The organism is Micromonospora sp. NPDC049240 (assembly GCF_040647835.1).
Lineage (GTDB): Bacteria > Actinomycetota > Actinomycetes > Mycobacteriales > Micromonosporaceae > Micromonospora.
Genome location: NZ_JBEZCX010000007.1, coordinates 207,922 through 224,640 on the forward strand (window position 1 = coordinate 207,922; position 16,719 = coordinate 224,640).

Annotated in this window: 17 protein-coding genes and 1 tRNA gene; 10 read left to right on the forward strand and 8 right to left on the reverse strand. The window is 73.2% G+C overall.

All coding sequences use genetic code 11. The features are described from left to right. Positions 1-37: 37 nt before the first annotated feature. Complete coding sequence (ugpC, locus tag AB0B02_RS12830) at positions 38-1,129, reverse strand: sn-glycerol-3-phosphate ABC transporter ATP-binding protein UgpC (RefSeq protein ID WP_281934499.1); 1,092 nt, start codon at positions 1,127-1,129, stop codon at positions 38-40. Positions 1,130-1,493: 364 nt separating this feature from the next. Between ugpC and AB0B02_RS12835 the strand changes: the two genes are divergently transcribed. Next, positions 1,494-1,570: transfer RNA gene (locus tag AB0B02_RS12835), tRNA-Thr, on the forward strand. A gap of 41 nt (positions 1,571-1,611) precedes the next feature. Here AB0B02_RS12835 and AB0B02_RS12840 read toward each other — a convergent pair. Next, positions 1,612-2,292 (reverse strand): DUF4386 domain-containing protein, encoded by a 681-nt coding sequence (locus AB0B02_RS12840; RefSeq protein WP_357299933.1) that lies wholly within the window; start codon positions 2,290-2,292, stop codon positions 1,612-1,614. A gap of 197 nt (positions 2,293-2,489) precedes the next feature. Here AB0B02_RS12840 and AB0B02_RS12845 point away from each other — a divergent pair, with 197 nt between their 5' ends. The 3 genes from AB0B02_RS12845 (at position 2,490) to AB0B02_RS12855 (ending at position 4,072) form a co-directional block, all read left to right on the forward strand. Next, entirely contained in the window at positions 2,490-2,945 is a 456-nt protein-coding gene (locus AB0B02_RS12845; protein ID WP_281934535.1) for an AraC family transcriptional regulator, read from the forward strand. A 10-nt stretch (positions 2,946-2,955) separates the two neighbouring features. After that, positions 2,956-3,390, forward strand: a complete 435-nt coding sequence (locus tag AB0B02_RS12850; protein WP_281934536.1) for a VOC family protein — start codon at positions 2,956-2,958, stop codon at positions 3,388-3,390. A gap of 67 nt (positions 3,391-3,457) precedes the next feature. After that, a complete protein-coding gene (locus tag AB0B02_RS12855; protein ID WP_357299936.1) occupies positions 3,458-4,072 on the forward strand; it encodes a histidine phosphatase family protein in 615 nt (204 codons plus the stop codon). Positions 4,073-4,205: 133 nt separating this feature from the next. Here the strand turns inward: AB0B02_RS12855 and AB0B02_RS12860 are convergent, their stop codons facing one another. After that, positions 4,206-4,862 carry a type 1 glutamine amidotransferase domain-containing protein gene (locus tag AB0B02_RS12860; RefSeq protein WP_281934539.1) on the reverse strand — a complete coding sequence of 219 codons (657 nt, stop codon included), beginning with the start codon at positions 4,860-4,862 and terminating at the stop codon, positions 4,206-4,208. A gap of 72 nt (positions 4,863-4,934) precedes the next feature. On the opposite strand from AB0B02_RS12860, the gene AB0B02_RS12865 reads away from it, so the two are divergent. Next, entirely contained in the window at positions 4,935-5,819 is an 885-nt protein-coding gene (locus tag AB0B02_RS12865) for a LysR family transcriptional regulator (protein ID WP_281934541.1), read from the forward strand. A 9-nt stretch (positions 5,820-5,828) separates the two neighbouring features. Here AB0B02_RS12865 and AB0B02_RS12870 read toward each other — a convergent pair whose 3' ends face one another. Beyond that, positions 5,829-6,284, reverse strand: a complete 456-nt coding sequence (locus AB0B02_RS12870; RefSeq protein ID WP_357299941.1) for a hypothetical protein — start codon at positions 6,282-6,284, stop codon at positions 5,829-5,831. A gap of 169 nt (positions 6,285-6,453) precedes the next feature. On the opposite strand from AB0B02_RS12870, the gene AB0B02_RS12875 reads away from it, so the two are divergent. The 4 genes from AB0B02_RS12875 (at position 6,454) to AB0B02_RS12890 (ending at position 10,743) form a co-directional block, all read left to right on the forward strand. Continuing rightward, positions 6,454-8,847 carry a M4 family metallopeptidase gene (locus tag AB0B02_RS12875; RefSeq protein ID WP_281934545.1) on the forward strand — a complete coding sequence of 798 codons (2,394 nt, stop codon included), beginning with the start codon at positions 6,454-6,456 and terminating at the stop codon, positions 8,845-8,847. Between the two features lie 76 nt (positions 8,848-8,923). Next, positions 8,924-9,691: an enoyl-CoA hydratase/isomerase family protein gene (locus AB0B02_RS12880; protein WP_357299944.1), complete on the forward strand. Its 768-nt coding sequence runs from the start codon at positions 8,924-8,926 to the stop codon at positions 9,689-9,691. A 588-nt stretch (positions 9,692-10,279) separates the two neighbouring features. After that, on the forward strand, positions 10,280-10,486 hold the full coding sequence (locus AB0B02_RS12885; RefSeq protein WP_281934549.1) for a helix-turn-helix domain-containing protein: 207 nt from the start codon (positions 10,280-10,282) through the stop codon (positions 10,484-10,486). A gap of 29 nt (positions 10,487-10,515) precedes the next feature. Next, positions 10,516-10,743, forward strand: a complete 228-nt coding sequence (locus AB0B02_RS12890) for a TetR/AcrR family transcriptional regulator C-terminal domain-containing protein (protein WP_281934551.1) — start codon at positions 10,516-10,518, stop codon at positions 10,741-10,743. A 94-nt stretch (positions 10,744-10,837) separates the two neighbouring features. Here the strand turns inward: AB0B02_RS12890 and AB0B02_RS12895 are convergent, their stop codons facing one another. The 4 genes from AB0B02_RS12895 to AB0B02_RS12910 form a co-directional block, all read right to left on the reverse strand. Next, the gene (locus tag AB0B02_RS12895; RefSeq protein ID WP_281934552.1) at positions 10,838-11,278 is read right to left on the reverse strand and encodes an HNH endonuclease; all 441 of its coding nucleotides are present in this window, start codon (positions 11,276-11,278) and stop codon (positions 10,838-10,840) included. Between the two features lie 211 nt (positions 11,279-11,489). Then, positions 11,490-12,608: a hypothetical protein gene (locus AB0B02_RS12900; protein WP_357299946.1), complete on the reverse strand. Its 1,119-nt coding sequence runs from the start codon at positions 12,606-12,608 to the stop codon at positions 11,490-11,492. Positions 12,609-12,648: 40 nt separating this feature from the next. After that, positions 12,649-14,181 carry an FAD-dependent oxidoreductase gene (locus AB0B02_RS12905; protein WP_357300195.1) on the reverse strand — a complete coding sequence of 511 codons (1,533 nt, stop codon included), beginning with the start codon at positions 14,179-14,181 and terminating at the stop codon, positions 12,649-12,651. A 187-nt stretch (positions 14,182-14,368) separates the two neighbouring features. Then, positions 14,369-14,851 carry an MSMEG_6728 family protein gene (locus AB0B02_RS12910; protein ID WP_357299949.1) on the reverse strand — a complete coding sequence of 161 codons (483 nt, stop codon included), beginning with the start codon at positions 14,849-14,851 and terminating at the stop codon, positions 14,369-14,371. Between the two features lie 88 nt (positions 14,852-14,939). On the opposite strand from AB0B02_RS12910, the gene AB0B02_RS12915 reads away from it, so the two are divergent. Beyond that, the gene (locus AB0B02_RS12915; protein WP_281934562.1) at positions 14,940-16,715 is read left to right on the forward strand and encodes an NAD-binding protein; all 1,776 of its coding nucleotides are present in this window, start codon (positions 14,940-14,942) and stop codon (positions 16,713-16,715) included. The last annotated feature ends 4 nt before the right edge of the window (positions 16,716-16,719 follow it).

Below are 16,719 nucleotides of genomic sequence, written 5' to 3' on the forward strand. Positions count from 1 at the left end.
TCCGCCGTGGCGGGCCGCCCCTTCTGCTTCGCGTACGTCAGATCCGCTGGCCGGTGGTGGCGTGGAAGGCGTGGCTGCGGCCGGGGCGCGGCTTGACGAACACGGTGTCGCCCATGTTCGGCATGCTGCGCCGGTCGGTGCGGACCACGAACCGCTCGTTGTGGCCCTCCAGCGCGGCGTGGCCGTAGATGTTGGCGTCGGAGCCCAGGTCCTCGACCAGCTCGACCACGACCGGCATGCCGCCCTCGGACGGGCTCACCAGGTCGCAGTCCTCCGGGCGGAAGCCGACGGTGACCTTGCCGTCGCCGCCCTCGCCGCGGGCCGCCTCGATCTGCTCGCGGGTCAGCGGCATGATCATCTCGGCGAACACGCCGCCCTGGTCGGTCAGCTTCACCGTCTTGATGTTCATGGCCGGGGAGCCCATGAAGCCGGCGACGAAGACGTTGGCCGGGGTGTCGTAGAGCGCCCGCGGCGTGTCCACCTGCTGGAGCACGCCGTCCAGCATGACCGCCACCCGGTGACCCATGGTCATGGCCTCGACCTGGTCGTGGGTGACGTAGACGGTGGTGACGCCGAGCTTCGCCTGGAGCGAGGCGATCTGGGTACGGGTCTGCACGCGCAGCTTGGCGTCGAGGTTCGACAGCGGCTCGTCCATGAGGAAGACCTGCGGCTCGCGGACGATCGCGCGGCCCATGGCGACCCGCTGGCGCTGACCGCCGGAGAGCGCCTTCGGCTTGCGGCTGAGGAACTCCTCAAGCTGGAGCAGCCCGGCCGCCTCCTTGACCCGCCGGTCGATCTCCGACTTCGAGGTCTTGCGCAGCTTGAGCGCGAACGCCATGTTCTCGTACACCGTCATGTGCGGGTAGAGCGCGTAGTTCTGGAAGACCATCGCGATGTCGCGGGCCTTCGGCGGGAGGTGGGTGACGTCCCGGTCGTCGATGTAGATGGCGCCGTCGTCGACGTCCTCCAGGCCGGCGAGCATCCGCAGGCTGGTGGACTTTCCGCAGCCGGACGGGCCAACCAGGACGAGGAACTCCCCGTCACCGATCTGGAGGTCGAGCTGGTTGACGGCGGGGCGCTCGGTGCCCGGATAGATCCGGGACGCCTTCGCGTAGGTGACCGTAGCCATGATGAAGCGCTTCCTTTCACCGGCAGGAACGTGCCGGACGATCCGAGTGAAGGAGCGACCGGCACCCAGGGTGCCGGCCAACGGGAGCGTCGCCCGGGCAGCCGAGGCCGGCCGGAGTGTCGTCCGTGTCACTGCACCGTAAACGGCTTTCGCGTTCGTGCCAAGACGAGACGCAGCGGGTGGGACGGACGGCATACACATTTCGGTCAGTCGGGCACTGAGAGGCATCAATCTCCCCGCTGTGAGCGCTATCAGCGGACGATCGGCCGGGCGACCCGGTGAGGTAACTGACGTTTTCCGTGCTCGGGAGCCCTGCCAGGCGGGATTTCCCGAGCCCAGTCGCTATGCTGAGCCCGTCACACGCGCCCCTGTAGCTCAGCTGGCCAGAGCACTCGCCTTGTAAGCGAGATGTCGCCGGTTCGATCCCGGCCGGGGGCTCCAATTCCACAAGGCGTTCCCGGCCGACAGCCCTCGCGCGACGGTCAGCCGGTGGCGTCCCGGGCGCCGGTGGTGATCGGCGTGGGCCGGAAGCCCCTGACGATCAGGTAGACGCCCAGCGAGAACTCCCACACCGCGATCGGGAGGGCCGCGACCGCGGTCACCGGGGACAGCCGGTCCCAGAGGTCGAAGAGCACGCCGATGTCGGCGGCGACGAGCAGGGGCGCCCCGGCGAGCCCGAGCAGCGGCAGAACGCGGGGGACGAGGCGGGACTGGTACAGCAGGGACCCCAGCAACAGCGCGTTCACGGCCGGGATGAGGCTCTGGCTGAGCAGGAACATCGAGTCGTAGAGAGCGACAAGCGCCTGGCCGGTGACCAGCGCGTCCGCTCCGGCGCCGGCCCGGCGCAGGGCCACGATCGTCAGCAGGCTGGCGACGCCGACGAAGATGCCGCCGGCTTCGAGGACCCGGGCCGCGACGAAACCCAACGCCCGCGCCTCGCCCTGTCGCCGGAGCACGGGGAACAGCGCGACGGCCGTGCCGATGCAGGCGAGCGCGACGATCACCTCGAGGACGCCGCCGACCACGACCGGGGTCTCCGACGTGGTGCCCACGAGGTAGTCCGACTCGCGCACCGGGGCGTACAGGGTGAGGGTCGGGATCGAGGCGAAGGTGAGCACGTAGCATCCGCCCGCGACGAGCGAGGTCTTCCGCAGTGCGTCCACGGCGGCTCCTTCCGGCGCGATCGGTCAATCGATGGATGTCACGCTTCCACCCTGCTGCGGATCGGCGCGTCGGCGGATCGGCCGCTCGGGCAGTCCTCGCCGCGTCGTCGGATGGAACGATGAGTGGTGTTAACGGGGGCCCCTTCCTATGCAGAATGCGTTAACAGGGTGCCCTTCCTTGCACAGCGGGAGGTGGGATGAGTCGGGCGGTGGAGGAGTCGAACCGGGCGATGCTGCGCGCCCGGGACGCGATGGACCGGGCGTACGCGCAGCCGCTGGACATTCCCGCGTTGGCCCGGATCGCGTACGTCTCCGAGGCGCACTTCATCCGCACGTTCCGGGCCACGTTCGGCGAGACGCCGCACCGCTACCTGCAACGCCGCCGGATCGAGCGGGCCATGTACCTGCTGGTACGCACCGCCGAGCCGGTCACCGAGATCTGCCACCTGGTCGGGTTCGGCAGCCTCGGCACGTTCAGCCGGACGTTCCACGACATCGTCGGCGAGTCCCCCTCGGCCTACCGGCGTCGCAAGGCCGCCCCGGCCGACGTGCCGAGCTGCTTCACCCGGGCGTGGATGCGCCCGAGCTCCGCCGCAGGTCCCGACGGGAAACGTGCAGTTTTGGATAAGCAGCAGGCCGGGGGCCTGCTCTAGCGTCCTCGTCATGACGATGACTTCGATCTCCCGCTCCCAGATCTACGTGCTCGACCAGGACGAGGCCCTCGACTTCTATGTCGGCAAGCTGGGCATGGAGGTGAACACCGACCAGGATCTCGGCTTCATGCGGTGGCTCACGGTCAACGTGCCGGGCGACCCCGACCGGGAGATCCTGCTGGAGAAGCCCGGCCCGCCGGCGCTGGACCCGAAGACCGCCGAGCAGGTCCGGGAGTTGCTCACCAAGGGCGCCACCGGCGGTTTCCTGTTCCTCACCACCGACGACGCGCACCAGACGTACGCGGACCTGGTGGCCAAGGGCGTGGAGGTCACCGACGAGCCGACCGACCGGCCGTACGGGATCGACTTCGGCATCCGCGACCCGTTCGGCAACCGGATCCGGATCGGCCAGATGCACCCGCGGGAGCAGTGGGCGAACGGCTGACCACGGGGCTGCGGGATCGGGGAGCGGCCGACTAGGGTCGGACTCTTCCGATCTTGGAGGACGACCGATGTCGAGCCGACTGTTGTTCTTGGCCCGGCACGGTGAGCAGGCGGATGCCGGGACGGAGGCTCCGGAGATCGGCCTCTCCGCGCGGGGTCGGCGCCAGGCGACGCTGCTCGGCGAGCGGCTGCGCGGCGCCCGGATCGACGCCGTGCACCACGGGCCGCTGGCCCGGGCCGCGGAGACGGCCGCGCTGGTGGCGGCGGAGCTGCCGGGCGTCCCGGTCACGGTGGACGACCGGGCGGGTGACCACATGCCACACGACACCGACCCGGCCGGCCTGCCGGAGCGGCACGTGGCGTTCCTCACCCAGTTCTCCGAGCGGGACCGGCGGGACGGGCCGCGCGTGACGGCGGAGGCGGTGGCCCGGTTCGCCACCGCCCCCGCCTCCGGCGACGTCCGTGAGCTGGTGGTGACCCACAACTTCCTGGTCGCCTGGCTGGTGCGGCACGCCCTGGAGGCGCCGGAACGCCGGTGGATCGGGCTCAACCACGCCAACTGCGCGTTGACCGTGATCCGCTACAGCTCGGCCGGCCCGCCGACGGTGGTCGCCCTGAACGACGCCGCCCACCTGCCGCCCGAGCTGCGCGCCACGGGCCTGCCGGACGACTACCGCTTCTGACGCGCGCACCGCGCCGGGCAGCCGGCGTCCCGGCGGGCCGGCCCGGCCGGCGGGGAGCCGGAGTGGCACCTGCGCGCCGCCACCCGCACATCGGCACCGCGCCGGGCACGGGCAGCCGGCACCGGGCCGTCGCTCAGCCGCGCAGCTTCACCACGGCCTCGGCCAGGGCGCGGGCGGACTGCGGGTTCTGGCCGGTGACCAGGCGACCGTCGACCACAACGTGCTCGGTGAAGTTCGGTGCCGGCACGTGCTGCGCGCCGGCCTCGGCGAGCTTGTCGGCGAGCAGGAACGGCACCTCGTCGGTGAGGCCGACGGCGGCCTCCTCGTCGTTGGTGAAGCCGGCCACCCGCTTGCCGGCGACCAGCCGCGAGCCGTCGGAGAGGGTGAGGTTCACCAGCGCGGAGGGACCGTGACAGACGGCGGCGACCACGCCGCCGCCCTCGTAGACGGAGCGGGCGATCCGGGCCAGGTCCGGGTCGTCGGGGAAGTCCCACATCGTGCCGTGGCCGCCGGCGAAGACGATCACGTCGTAACCGGACGGGTCGACGTCCGCCGCCTTCGGGGTGTCCGTCACGCCGGCGGTGGCGAGGAAGTCGTTCTGGGTCTTGTCGTCGCTGTCCCGGCCGTCGGTCGGCGGCTCGCCGCCGGCCACCGACACCAGGTCGACGTCGTACCCGGCGGCCCGGAAGACCTCCCACGGTTCGGCGGCCTCGCCCACGTAGTAGCCGGTCTTGCGGCCCGTGGTGCCGAGGTCGGAATGGCTGGTCAGCGCGATGAGTGCACGAGTCATGTCCACCATGCTGACGCGCCGAGCCATAGCTGACCAATAGGCGAGAGTCACGTCGGCGATAGGTTTGCTGATGTGAAGGCGTCGCTGGACCTGCTCCGCAGCTTCCTCGCCGTGCACCGGGCCGGGTCGGTCACCGGCGCGGCCGAACTGCTCGGTGTGGCGCAGCCCACGGTGACCGCGCAGCTCCGGGCGCTGGAGGAGGCGGTCGGGCGACCGCTGTTCGAGCGGCTGCCCCGGGGCGTCACCCCGACCGCCGCCGGGGACGAGTTGGCCCGCCGGGTGGCCGAGCCACTGGACCGGCTCGCCGCCGTGCTGGCCGAGGAGCCGGACGCGGCGTACGCCCGGACGGTCTTCCTCGGTGGGCCGGCCGAGCTGCTCGGCGAGCGGGTGCTGCCGGCACTTGCCGGCCTGGTGGCCGACGGCCTGGAGCTGCGGGTGGTCGCCGGGATGCCGGAGCGGCTGCTGGACGACCTGGTCGCCGGCCGGCTCGACCTGGCGGTGACGAGCGTGCGGCCACGCCGGCGCGGCCTGGTCGTCGAGCCGCTCTACGACGAGGAGTTCGTGCTGGTGGCGGCACCGGTCTGGGCGGAGCGGCTGGCCGGCCCGGTGACCCCGGCGGCGCTGCGCGACATGCCGCTGGTCGCCTACGGCGAGGAGGCGCCGATCCTGCGCCGCTACTGGCGCACCGTCTTCGACACCCGGCTCACCCGTACGCCCAGCCTGGTCGTGGCCGACCTGCGGGCGGTCCGGTCGGCCGTGGTGGCGGGCGCCGGGGCGAGCGTGCTGCCGGCGTACCTCTGCCGGGGTGAGCTGGCCTCGGGTGCGGTGCGCGCGCTGCTCACGCCGCCGGTGCCCCCGCTCAACACGATTTTCCTCGCGGCCCGGCCGGCGGCGGCCGGCCGGCGCGAGACGCAGGCCGTGCGGCGGGCGCTGCTCGCGGCGGCGCCCGGCTGGTGAGCGGGCCGGTCAGCCGGTGGCGCGGGTGAGCAGGCCGACCACCTCGGCGGTGGCGGCCGGCGGGGTCGCCTGCGGCGGGCAGTCCACGTAGGAGCTGGTGGTCGGGCCGATGGTGAGCCGGTAGCTGAACGCGTCGGCGCACATGGTCGCCGGCACGGTGACGGCGGCCTCGGCGGTCAGCCGGGGGTCGACGGTGAGCTGCCGCAGCCGGTCGAGGTCGGCGTCGGTGAGCCGGCCGTCGCGGGCGGCGCCGGCCCGGTCGGTCTTCGTCCAGCGGCCGTCCGGCCGCACGGTGATGGTGTCGGTCAGCCCGGCGATGCCGCCGGAACGCACCAGCACCACCTCGACGCCGGGCAGTCCGGTGACGGCCGGTCCGGTCGGGGCCGGCGTGTCGGCGCGGGCGCAGCCGGCGAGCGGGGTGAGGACGGCGGCGAGGGCGATCGCCGCGGCGGGGGCTGCTCTCATACCGATCGGACGCACGACGGGGCCACCCGGTTCCGGACCACCGCGCCCCCCTCATCCGTTCGGTCAGTGTCTGAGGCGGGAAACCGTCGCCCTCTTTCACGTCTGTCGATGTCTCAGCTATATCTACACCAGTGACTACCCCCGTCACAACTTCCTTCCAGGAGGGCATGTGAAAAGAACCGTCGCCGCCGTCAGCGCAGCGCTGCTCACCAGCGGCGTGCTGGCCTGCGTCACCAGCACGGCGCAAGCGGCAGCGCCCAGCGCCCCCAGCCCCGAGCGTGCCGCCGCGGCGCGCGCCGACAGCCTGCTCCGCGCCAACCCCGGCGCCGTGCAGGGTGCCGGCGGGGAGGCGTACCAGGCCGTCCGCACCAAGGTCGACCCCTCCGGGGCGGCACACACCCGCTACACCCGGACCTACCAGGGCCTGCGGGTCTACGGCGGCGACTTCGTCGTGCACACCGCCCCGAACGGCACCATGAGCGGCACCTCGGTCGGCCTGTCCGCCCCGCTGACGCTCGGCACCAGCGCCAAGGTCGGCGCGGACGCCGCCAAGGCCAGCGCGCGCAAGGCGTTCTCCGGCAGCCTCACCTCGGTCGGCGCGCCCGAGCTGTTCGTGGACGCCAGCAGCGGCAAGGGCCGGCTGGCCTGGGAGACGGTCGCCTCCGGCTGGAAGGCGGACAAGCAGACGCCGTCGAAGCTGCACGTCATCACGGACGCCACCACCGGCAAGGTGATCGGCTCGTACGACGAGATCGAGTCGGTGGTCGGCAGCGGCCAGGGCATCTACACCGGTTCGGTCAGCATCGACACCACGCTCTCCGGCAGCACCTACTCGATGATCGACCCGTCGCACGGCAACGGCCGTACCTGCGACATGAACAACGGCACCTCCACCTGCACCACGTTCACCGACGCCGACAACGCGTGGGGCAACGGCGCCAACTCCAACCGGCAGTCGGCCGCCGTGGACGCCCACTTCGGCGCCGCGAAGACGTTCGACTACTTCCTGAACGTGCACGGCCGCAACGGCATCTTCGGCAACGGCCAGGGTGTGCCGAGCCGGGTGCACTACGGCAACAACTACGTCAACGCGTTCTGGGACGGGTCCCAGATGACCTACGGCGACGGGTCGAGCAACTCCCGTCCGCTGGTCTCGCTGGACGTGGCCGGCCACGAGATGAGCCACGGCGTCACCGAGGCGCTGTCCGGCCTGGTCTACTCCGGTGAGTCCGGCGGCCTCAACGAGGCCACCAGCGACATCTTCGGCAACATGATGGAGTTCTACGCCGCCGCGCCCAGCGACCCGGGTGACTACCAGGTCGGCGAGAAGATCAACATCAACGGCAACGGCACGCCGCTGCGCTACATGTACAACCCGTCGCTGGACGGCTCGTCCGACTCGTGCTGGTCCACCAGCACGAAGAACAAGGACGTGCACTACTCCTCCGGCGTCGGCAACCACTTCTACTTCAACCTGGCCGAGGGCACCGGCGCCACCGCGTACGGCACCTCGCCGGTCTGCGGCTCGGCCCCGGCGGTGACCGGCATCGGTCGCGCCAAGGCGGAGAAGATCTGGTACCGGGCGCTCGACGTGTACTTCACCTCGAACACCTCGTACGTGAACACCACCACCCCGTCGAACACGGCCCGCGCGTACAGCCTGCGGGCGGCGACCGACCTGTACGGCAACTGCTCCACCGAGTACAAGGCCGTCCAGGCGGCGTGGACCGCGGTGAACGTGGCCGGCAGCGACGCGCCGTGCAGCTCCACCGGGAACGACTTCTCCGTGTCGCTCTCCCCGACCGCCGGCTCGGTCACCCAGGGCGGTTCCGCCACCGCCACCGTCGCCACCGCCACCACCAGCGGGACCGCGCAGACCGTGACGTTCTCCGCGTCCGGCCTGCCGACCGGCGCCACCGCGTCGTTCAGCCCCGCCTCGGTGACCTCGGGCGGCTCGTCCACGCTCACCATCGCCACCAGCGCGAGCACGCCGACCGGCACCTACTCGGTGACGGTCACCGGCAGCGCCACGTCGGGCGCGAAGTCCGCCACGTACTCGCTGACCGTCACCGGCACCGGCGGCGGCTGCACCGGCGCCGGCCAGAAGCTCGGCAACGCGGGCTTCGAGACCGGCACCAGCCCGTGGACCGGCACCACCGGCGCGATCGGCGCCTTCAGCGGCCAGTCGGCGCACGGCGGCACCCGGTTCGCCTGGCTGAACGGCTACGGCTACAGCAGCAACGAGAACATCGCGCAGTCGGTGGCGCTGCCGAGCGGCTGCTCGACCTACAACTTCAGCTTCTGGCTGCACATCGACTCGGCCGAGTCCACCACCAGCGTGCAGTACGACAAGCTGAACGTGCAGGTGCTCAACTCGTCCGGCACCGTGCTGGCGACGCTGGCGACCTACTCGAACCTGAACAAGGCCACCGGCTACAGCCAGAAGTCGTTCTCCCTGGCCGCGTACGCCGGGCAGACCGTGACGCTGAAGTTCACCGGCACCGAGGACGCGTCTCTCCAGACGTCGTTCGTCATCGACGACACCGCGGTCGACGTCTCCTGACCTGACCGCCCGACCCCGGGGCCCGGCGGCCACCCCACGCGGGTGGTCGCCGGGCCCCGCCCGTTACGGTCGCACCATGTCCGACGCGGAGTTGACCGTCACGGTGGACGGCCCGGTGGCGACCGTGGTGATCCGGAACCCGGCCCGGCGCAACGCCATGACCCCGGCCATGTGGCGGCAGCTCCCGGTGCTGCTCGACGGCCTGGAGGCGGACCCGGCGGTCCGGGTGCTGGTGCTCACCGGCGCGGCCGGCACGTTCTGCGCCGGCGCCGACCTCGGCGACCTCGACGAACTGCTGGCCGCCGGCGACCACAGCATCGCGGTGGCCGCCGAGGAACGGCTCGCCGCGTTCGGCCGCCCCACCGTCGCCGCCATCGAGGGCGCCTGCGTCGGCGGCGGCTGCCAGCTCGCCGTCGCCTGCGACCTGCGGCTGGCCACGGCGGACGCCCGCTTCGGCGTACCGCCGGCGCGGCTCGGCCTGGTCTATCCCGCGCCGACCACCCGCCGGCTGGCCGGCCTGGTCGGGCCGTCCGCCGCCAAGCACCTGCTGTTCACCGGCGACCTCGTCGACGCCGAGCGGGCGCTGCGGATCGGCCTGGTCGACGAGGTGCTGCCGGCCGCCGCGCTCGCCGACCGGGTGGCGGCGCTGACCGCCACGATCGCCGGGCGTTCCCGGCTCACCGTGACGGCCGCCAAGGAGATCATCGACGGGCGCGCCGACGCCGACCGGATCGCCTGGTGGCACGCGCAGGTGCGGGACAGCGGCGAGGCCCGCGAGGGGGTGGCGGCGGCCAACGACCGCCGACCGCCGCGCTTCGGCTGGACGCCGCCGGCCCCTCGCTGACCGTCTTGTGGCCGGCGCTTGCCCGTCCCGTTGGCCGGTTCCCGCTGACGTTGACCATCGGTCAGGCGCTGCTCGGTCTCGCTCCGATCGGGCTGGTCCTGATCGGCATCATGGCGGCGATGTCTGGCATCGTCTGCTGGCAGATCCCCCGCGACGCACGCCGGGCGAGGCGTTTTTGCGGGTCCGTCCGCTCTGACCGGCACCGCCGTCGTAGCCCCTCGCCGCCCGCATCCACTTGTTACTGTGCGTGACTTCGCGCGATCGTCACTCAGCGTGCCGGTGAGCACGGAGGGCGGGCGTGGTCCTCCGCCCCCTTTGCTCTGCAACCACCGGCGCATCATGGCGCTGAACAGGGTTTTCGATCCACGCGGCGCGGCGGCGATCGACCTGTCGTTGTCACGGTACGTGCATGGTGCTTCCGTGGCTGCAGAGCAAAGGCGGCGCGAGGTGAACTCGGCGGCGCAAGGCGTCCTTACGCGGAGCGACACTGGTCAGAGCCGATAAGCGACCAAGGCCTGGACCACCACCCCTCCCGACCGGGACGCCGCCGGGACCTGCGGATCAGCGCGCGGATCGGCTCGCGCCGACGTGTGCGAGCAGCTCGCCGACGCGGCGCTCGCGGTGCTCGACCGGGACGGCCTCGCCGGCCTCACCATGCGGGCGGTCGGTGCGCAGCTTGGCACCAGCACGATGGGCCTCTACCGCTACGTCGCCGACCGCGACGAACTGGAGTCGTTGGTCGTCGAGCGGGTTCTCGACCGGGTCGACACGCGTCCGCCGGTAGGCCCTTCTTAACCCGGGCCGGTCTCGTCGGCACCCGCCGGGTGGTCGCGTTCCGCGCCCTGCTCGGCTACGTGGTCGGCGCGATCCAGATGGAGCACCTCGGCGCACTGGCCGACCCCGGTACGGCGGTCATCGCGGCGCTGCCCCGGGAGGACTTCCCCCTGCTGGCCGAGACCGCGCGCGCGGCCGGTGCGGTCGGCCCGGACGACGAGTTCGACGGCGGACTCGACCTCCTGCTCGGCGGACTCGCCCGCCACCTCGACCGGTGACGGTCGAGTCCCGGGGACCGGTGACGGTGGGGCCGGCGGGCGCCGCGCCGGAGGCGTACCCCCGGCGCCGCCCCCTGTGCCCGCCGGCCGTCCGTCACCGCGCCAGCGCGACCCAGCTCGGCGTCGCCGGCTCCCGCCGCAGCGGCATGCCCGCCTCGGCCGGGGTCCGGTCACCTTTGCGCTGGTTGCACGCGTAGCAGGCGGCGGTGGTGTTCCCCCAGGTGTTACGGCCGCCGCGCGAGCGGGGCACGATGTGGTCGACCGTGCTGGCCGGGCGGTCGCAGTAGGCGCACCGCCGGCCGTCGCGGGCCAGCACCCCGGCCCGGGACCAGGCCGGGCCGGCGCTGAACCGCCAGCGCGTCACCACGTACCGGACGAGGCGGACCACCCGCGGCATCGGGAAGACGCCGATGAGCCGGTCCGGCTCGGACTCGTGGATCTCCGCGACCCGGCGGCAGAGCATCCGGATCGCGTGCTGGACGGTGACCCGGTGCAGCGGGCCGAGGTCGGCGTTGATGACGAGGACGGCGTCCACCGGGCTCTCCCTTCACGATCGGTCGGTGGTGCGGCGACGAAAAAGCCGCCCGGTCCACGGGGACCGGGCGGCGACGACGTGGGCGCGCGACGTGCGCGTCAGTCGGGCCGTCCGGACCCTGGGCAGCCGTCGCCGAGCAGCCACGACGTCTTCGTGGTGGCGGATCGCAGCGACATGGACGGCTCCCGGAGCGGTGGTTGACCTTGCGCGTTCACGGTAGGTCCACGCCGGAGACCCGGGCAACGTATTTCGATCTCCCGTCGGAGGGTGGCCGCTGCCGGCCGGCACGTCCGGCCCGGCGGGCGGCGGTGAGCGGGCGGTCGATCCGGGCGCTCATCTGCGCCACCAGCTCGCTCTCCAGCAGCGGCCGGTTCACCTCGGCGGCCACCGACAGCGTCGGGGTGGAGATCGACCGCCAGATCGCGGTGAGCCCGGCCCCGAGGCCGACGAGCGCCACCGCCGCCCGGGTGGTGGGGGAGCCGACCGCCGCCGCGGCGCTGACGCCGACCACCGCCAGCAGCACCACCAACAGCGGCGCCAGCACCGGCCAGAAGATGCCCCGGGCCGCCTGCACCACCAGCTTCCGGTCCCGGATGATCAGGTTCCGGGCCACCACCGCCCAGTTCTCCTCGTCCAGTAGGTCCCGCGGATGCAGGCCGCCGGTCAGCACGTCCCGCCACAGGTCGCCCTGGTCGCGCAGCTCGCGGGCCAGCTCGGCGAGCCCGGCCTCGGTCGGGTCGCCGACCGACGCGCGACCGACGGCGGTGGTCCAGGCGGCCAGCGAGCGGCGCACCACCGCCGCCGAGTACGGCGGCAGCACGCTGGCCAGCTCGTCCAGCCACCGGCTGAGCTGGATCTGCCGCCCGCCGAACCGCCGGACCAGCTCGGTGCCGTCACCGCGCCGGACCGTGTCGGCGAGCGAACGGCCGAGCCGGTACGCCACCCCGACCCGGTGGTCGGTGGCCATCGTCCAGCGCAGCACGTCGACGTTCAGCTCGTCGAGCGCGAACAGCAGCGGCTCGCGGTCCACCCCGGCGGCCCGCCGGGCGGCGGCGGTCGCCGGCAGCACCCGGCCGGCCGGGGTCAGCGCGGCGATCCGGGCCAGCGCCACGTCCACGCCGTCCAGGTACATGCCGAGCCGGTGCCGCCCCGACATCTCGGTCAGGTTGGACAGCTTCGCGGGGGCGGTCGCCGGCCGGTCCCCGTCGCCGGTCAGGTCGGCGGTCTGCGCGTGGTGGTAGGCGTCCGCCATGGACCAGCCGAGCCGCAGCGCGGTGACCACGACCGAACGTTCGTCCCGCCGCTCCTCCGTCCGCGTCGCGGTGCTCACCGCTCGACCATAATGCGTTGTTTGACCGTTTATCGGCGGATCATCGTGGCCGGCCGGCCAGCAGGCCGCGCGGACGGATCGACCGGACCGGCTCGGCCGCCGCGCCCTCCGCCCGCAGGATGTGGTTCGCCGCGATGATCCCGGTGGCCGCCGACCGCTCCATCAACGCGCTCGGGAACTCGGTCCGGATCCCGTCCCCGGCCAGATAGAGACCCTCGGCGTCGGTGCGTACCCCCGGCCGGCCGGCATGGCTGCCCGGGGTGAACGCCGGGGCCTGCGCCTCGACCCGGGCACGCAGCTCACGCACCCGCAGGTCGGCCACCTCCGGCCAGAGCGCGGTCAGCTCCCGCAGCATGCGGGCGGCCAACTCGTCGGCGGGCACGTCCGGCTCGCAGGCGTACGCGTGCAGCTCCACCACCGAACCGCCGGTGCGCTCCGCCCAGCGGCGCGGCTCGGCCTCCAGCCGGTGGTACAGCGTCACCGAGTCCAGCGTGGGCTGGCGGGAGACGCCGCTGAACACCGCCCGGTCCCGGCGGACGTCCCCGTCCATCCAGTAGCGCGCCACCGCGTACGGCGGGCCGGGCCGGCCGAACGCGGGCATCCGCGCCACCAGCTCGGGCGCGGTCGCGACCAGGCCGGGCGAGGCGTCGACCAGCGCGGCCAGCGCCGGCGGGTCGACGGCGAGCACGACATGCCCGGCCTCCCAGCCCTCGCCGTCGGCGCCGGTCACCCGCCAACCCTCCGGCGTACGGTCCAGCCGGGCCGCCGGCGTGCCGGTCAGCACCCGACCGCCGTGCTTCTCCACGTACCGGGTCAGCGGCTCCCAGATCGCCGTCGCGTAGTCCTCGTCCGGGCAGTCGAAGGCCAGCCCTTCCGGGTTGCCGAGCAGGTAGAAGTGGAACTGGGCGATCATCTCGGCGGCCGACATCTCCGCCTCGTGGTTGAAGAACGAGTGTGAGAAGACCTCGAACAGCATGGCGCGGGCGCGGTCCGGCAGCCGCAGCGAGGTGAGCAGCTCGTCCGCGGTCCGCTCGTCGAACTCCGTGTAGGTGCGCACCGGGTCGTAGGTGAGCAGCGGCAACGCGGCGTCCCGGTCCATCGCCCGCAGGTCCGTCAGGCGCAGGCTCGGGCTGCGCAGCAGCAGCGCCAGCAGGTTGGCCGGCGGGGCCGGCGGCAACTTGCCGAACTCCTCGGTCGGCCACTGCGCGGACAGGATCGGATAGCCGGGGATCGGCTTGAGGAAACCCAGCGTCGGGTCGACGCGGCGCAGGATCGATCGCCAGTTCCAGTACTGCCGGAAGAACGCGTGGAACCCGTGCTCGTTCTGCTGCGGGCCGTCCGCCAGCGCCTCCGGCCAGGCGCCGAGCCGGCCGCCGAGGTGCGGCGCGGCCTCCAGCACGGTCACCGACACGCCCCGCTCGGCCAGCACCACCGCCGCCGACATCCCGGCGATGCCACCACCCACCACCAGCGCCGACGCCGGGCGCGGCACGCGCGGCGCGCCACCACCGCCCGGGTCCACCACGTGCTCACGTACGCCGATGAGCCGACCAACCTTCTGCGACAGCCCCACGCCCCACCCTCCGCTCAACAGTGCTCCCCCATCTTGCCCGAGCCGAAGGAGGGGCCCCCTGTTAACGCATACGGATGTGCCGGGCCCCCTCCTAACGCGGCGGGCGCTCGCGCGCTGGGATGCTCGCGCGCTCGCGTTAAGCGGGGCGCGTTCCTCTACCGGAGGCGTTAACAGGGGGCCCGGCCTTTCACGGCAGGCAGTGACGGGGGCGGTCCGAGGGGGGCCAGACGTAGTCCAGGTCGAGCGGGGTGTCGGCGGGGAAGAGCGGCGCGTAGTGGGCGGGGTCCTTGCGCAGCAGCGACGAACGATGGCTGCGGTGCAGGTCGTCGCGGCCCAGCCAGGGCGGCAGGTCGCCGGTGGCGGCAAGCGCGTCCTGGGTCCGGATCGTGGTGATGCCGCAGGCGGTGGCGAGGTCGGTGGCGAGTGTGGCGGCGCAGGTGTCCGCCCGGCCGGGCTCGCACCACACCGCGCACATGTCCAGCCCGTAGCGGGTCAGCGCCTCCTCGTACCCGGCCCACATCTTCACCGCCGGGTGGTTGCGCCAGCCGTAGTCCGGGCGGGTCAGCCCGCGCAGCACCTGGATGGCCTCCACGCGCTGCTTGCCCAGCCGCTTCTGGTCCAGGGCCCGGGCGCTGGCCAGAAAGTCCGGATACGGCAGGAACGTCTGCATGGCGGTGCTCTACCCGGACCCGGCGGCACCATGCCTTCAAGATCGCAGGGGGCTGTGCGCCTCGCGAGCGGCTGACTACGATCCGGGCATGGCCGACCCCCTGCGCGACCGTGCGCGCCGCGCGACCGGGTGGCGGCTCCGCTCGAACGGCGACGAGCGCCCCCACTTCGTGGTCTGCGGCTCCGACCCGCTGGCCTACTGGGTGGTCCGGGCGCTGCTCGGCGCCGGCCCGACCGCCGGCCAGGTGCGGGTCACGCTCGTGGTGCCGGAGCGCCGCCGCTCCGACGGCCCGGACGGGCGGGACGTGCCCGGGGTACGCGTCATCCGGGCCGACCGGCTCGACGAGGCCACGTTCCGCCGGGCCGGGCTGGCCGACGCGGACGGCCTGGCCCTGCTGCACCAGGACGACGTGGGCAACATGCACGCCGCGCTCTGCGCCCAGGAGGTCGAGCCCCGGCTGCGCCTGGTGGCGCGGATGTTCAACACCAACCTGGCGGACGGGCTGCGGCAGCTCTTCCCCGGCTCGGCGGTGCTCTCCGACGCGTCGATGGCCGCGCCCGCCTTCGTCGCCGCCGCGTTGGGCGAGCTGGCTCCGACCCACTTCCGGCACGCAGGCCGTACGCTCTACGTGGCCCGCCGCGCCGACGTACGCCCGCAGGACGTGGTCTGCGGCCTGGCCGTCACGACCGACCCGGAGCTGGTCCGGGTGCTGCCCGCCGACGAGGCCACGGCCGACGTGGTGCTGGCCGAGGCGACCGGCCGGCCGCCCGGCACCGAGCTGGCCGCCCGCCGACTGGTTCGGGCCCGGCGACGCCGGCAGCCGGTGGAGGTGCTGCTCCGCGCGATCCGCAGTTTCGCCACCCGCAAGATCGGCATCGCGGTGCTGGTGCTGCTCGGGGTGATCGCGGTGCTGGGCTGGCTGAACGCCCGCGCGGCGGCGGTCACCTGGGGCGAGGCGCTCTACCTCACCCTGGTCACCACGCTCAGCGGCCAGGACCCGGACGTCAACAAGCCGGTCGCCGCCCAGGTCATGCAGGTGGTGCTGAACCTGGCCGGGCTGGCGCTGATCCCGCTGATCACGGCCGCCGTGGTCGACGGCATCGTCAACGCCCGGCTGGCCCTGCACACCGGCCGGATCCAGCCGGACCGCTCCGGGCACGTGGTGGTGGTCGGGCTGGGCAACATCGGCACCCGGGTGATGGCCCAGTTGCACGACTTCGGCGTCGAGGTGGTGGCCATCGACAAGAACCCGGACGCGCGCGGCGCGGCGCTGGCGCACCGGCTGGGGGTACCGGTGATCGTCGGTGACGCCGGCCGGGAGGAGACGCTCCGCTCCGCCTCGGTCGACACCAGCCAGGCGCTGGTGGTGCTCTCCACCGACGACGGGGCGAACCTGCGCGCCGCGCTGATCGCCCGTTCCCTCGACCCCGACCTGCGGGTGGTACTGCGGCTGTTCGACGGCGACTTCGCCGAGCGGATCCAGCAGGCGTTCGGCATCGGCATCTCGCGCAGCGTCTCCTACCTGGCCGCCCCGTCGTTCGCGGCGGCCCTGCTGGACCGCGCGGTGATCGCCACCATCCCGGTCGACCGGCACGCGTTGCTGGTCACCGAGGTGCCGGTGGTGGCCGGCTCGCCGCTGGACGGGCGTCCGCTCGGCGCGGTGGCCCGCCCCGGCGAGGTGCGCCTGCTGGCGCACACCCGGGCCGGGCAGAAGGGCGACTGGTCGGTCGATCCGCGCGTGGTGGTGCACGCCGGCGACCGGTTGACGGTGGTGGCCCGGCGGGCCGGGCTGACCGCCCTGCTGCGCGAGACGACGCCCGTGCCACCGGGCGGGGCGCCGGTCCCGCGCCAGCCGGAAGACTGAACCG

Coding starts and splice junctions, on each gene's coding strand:
- ugpC (WP_281934499.1), bottom strand. CDS start 1,129: ATGGCTACGGTCACCTACGCGAAGGCGTCCCGGATCTATCCGGGCACC.
- AB0B02_RS12845 (WP_281934535.1), top strand. CDS start 2,490: ATGAGTCGGGCGGTGGAGGAGTCGAACCGGGCGATGCTGCGCGCCCGG.
- AB0B02_RS12850 (WP_281934536.1), top strand. CDS start 2,956: ATGACGATGACTTCGATCTCCCGCTCCCAGATCTACGTGCTCGACCAG.
- AB0B02_RS12855 (WP_357299936.1), top strand. CDS start 3,458: ATGTCGAGCCGACTGTTGTTCTTGGCCCGGCACGGTGAGCAGGCGGAT.
- AB0B02_RS12860 (WP_281934539.1), bottom strand. CDS start 4,862: ATGACTCGTGCACTCATCGCGCTGACCAGCCATTCCGACCTCGGCACC.
- AB0B02_RS12870 (WP_357299941.1), bottom strand. CDS start 6,284: ATGAGAGCAGCCCCCGCCGCGGCGATCGCCCTCGCCGCCGTCCTCACC.
- AB0B02_RS12880 (WP_357299944.1), top strand. CDS start 8,924: ATGTCCGACGCGGAGTTGACCGTCACGGTGGACGGCCCGGTGGCGACC.
- AB0B02_RS12910 (WP_357299949.1), bottom strand. CDS start 14,851: ATGCAGACGTTCCTGCCGTATCCGGACTTTCTGGCCAGCGCCCGGGCC.
- AB0B02_RS12915 (WP_281934562.1), top strand. CDS start 14,940: ATGGCCGACCCCCTGCGCGACCGTGCGCGCCGCGCGACCGGGTGGCGG.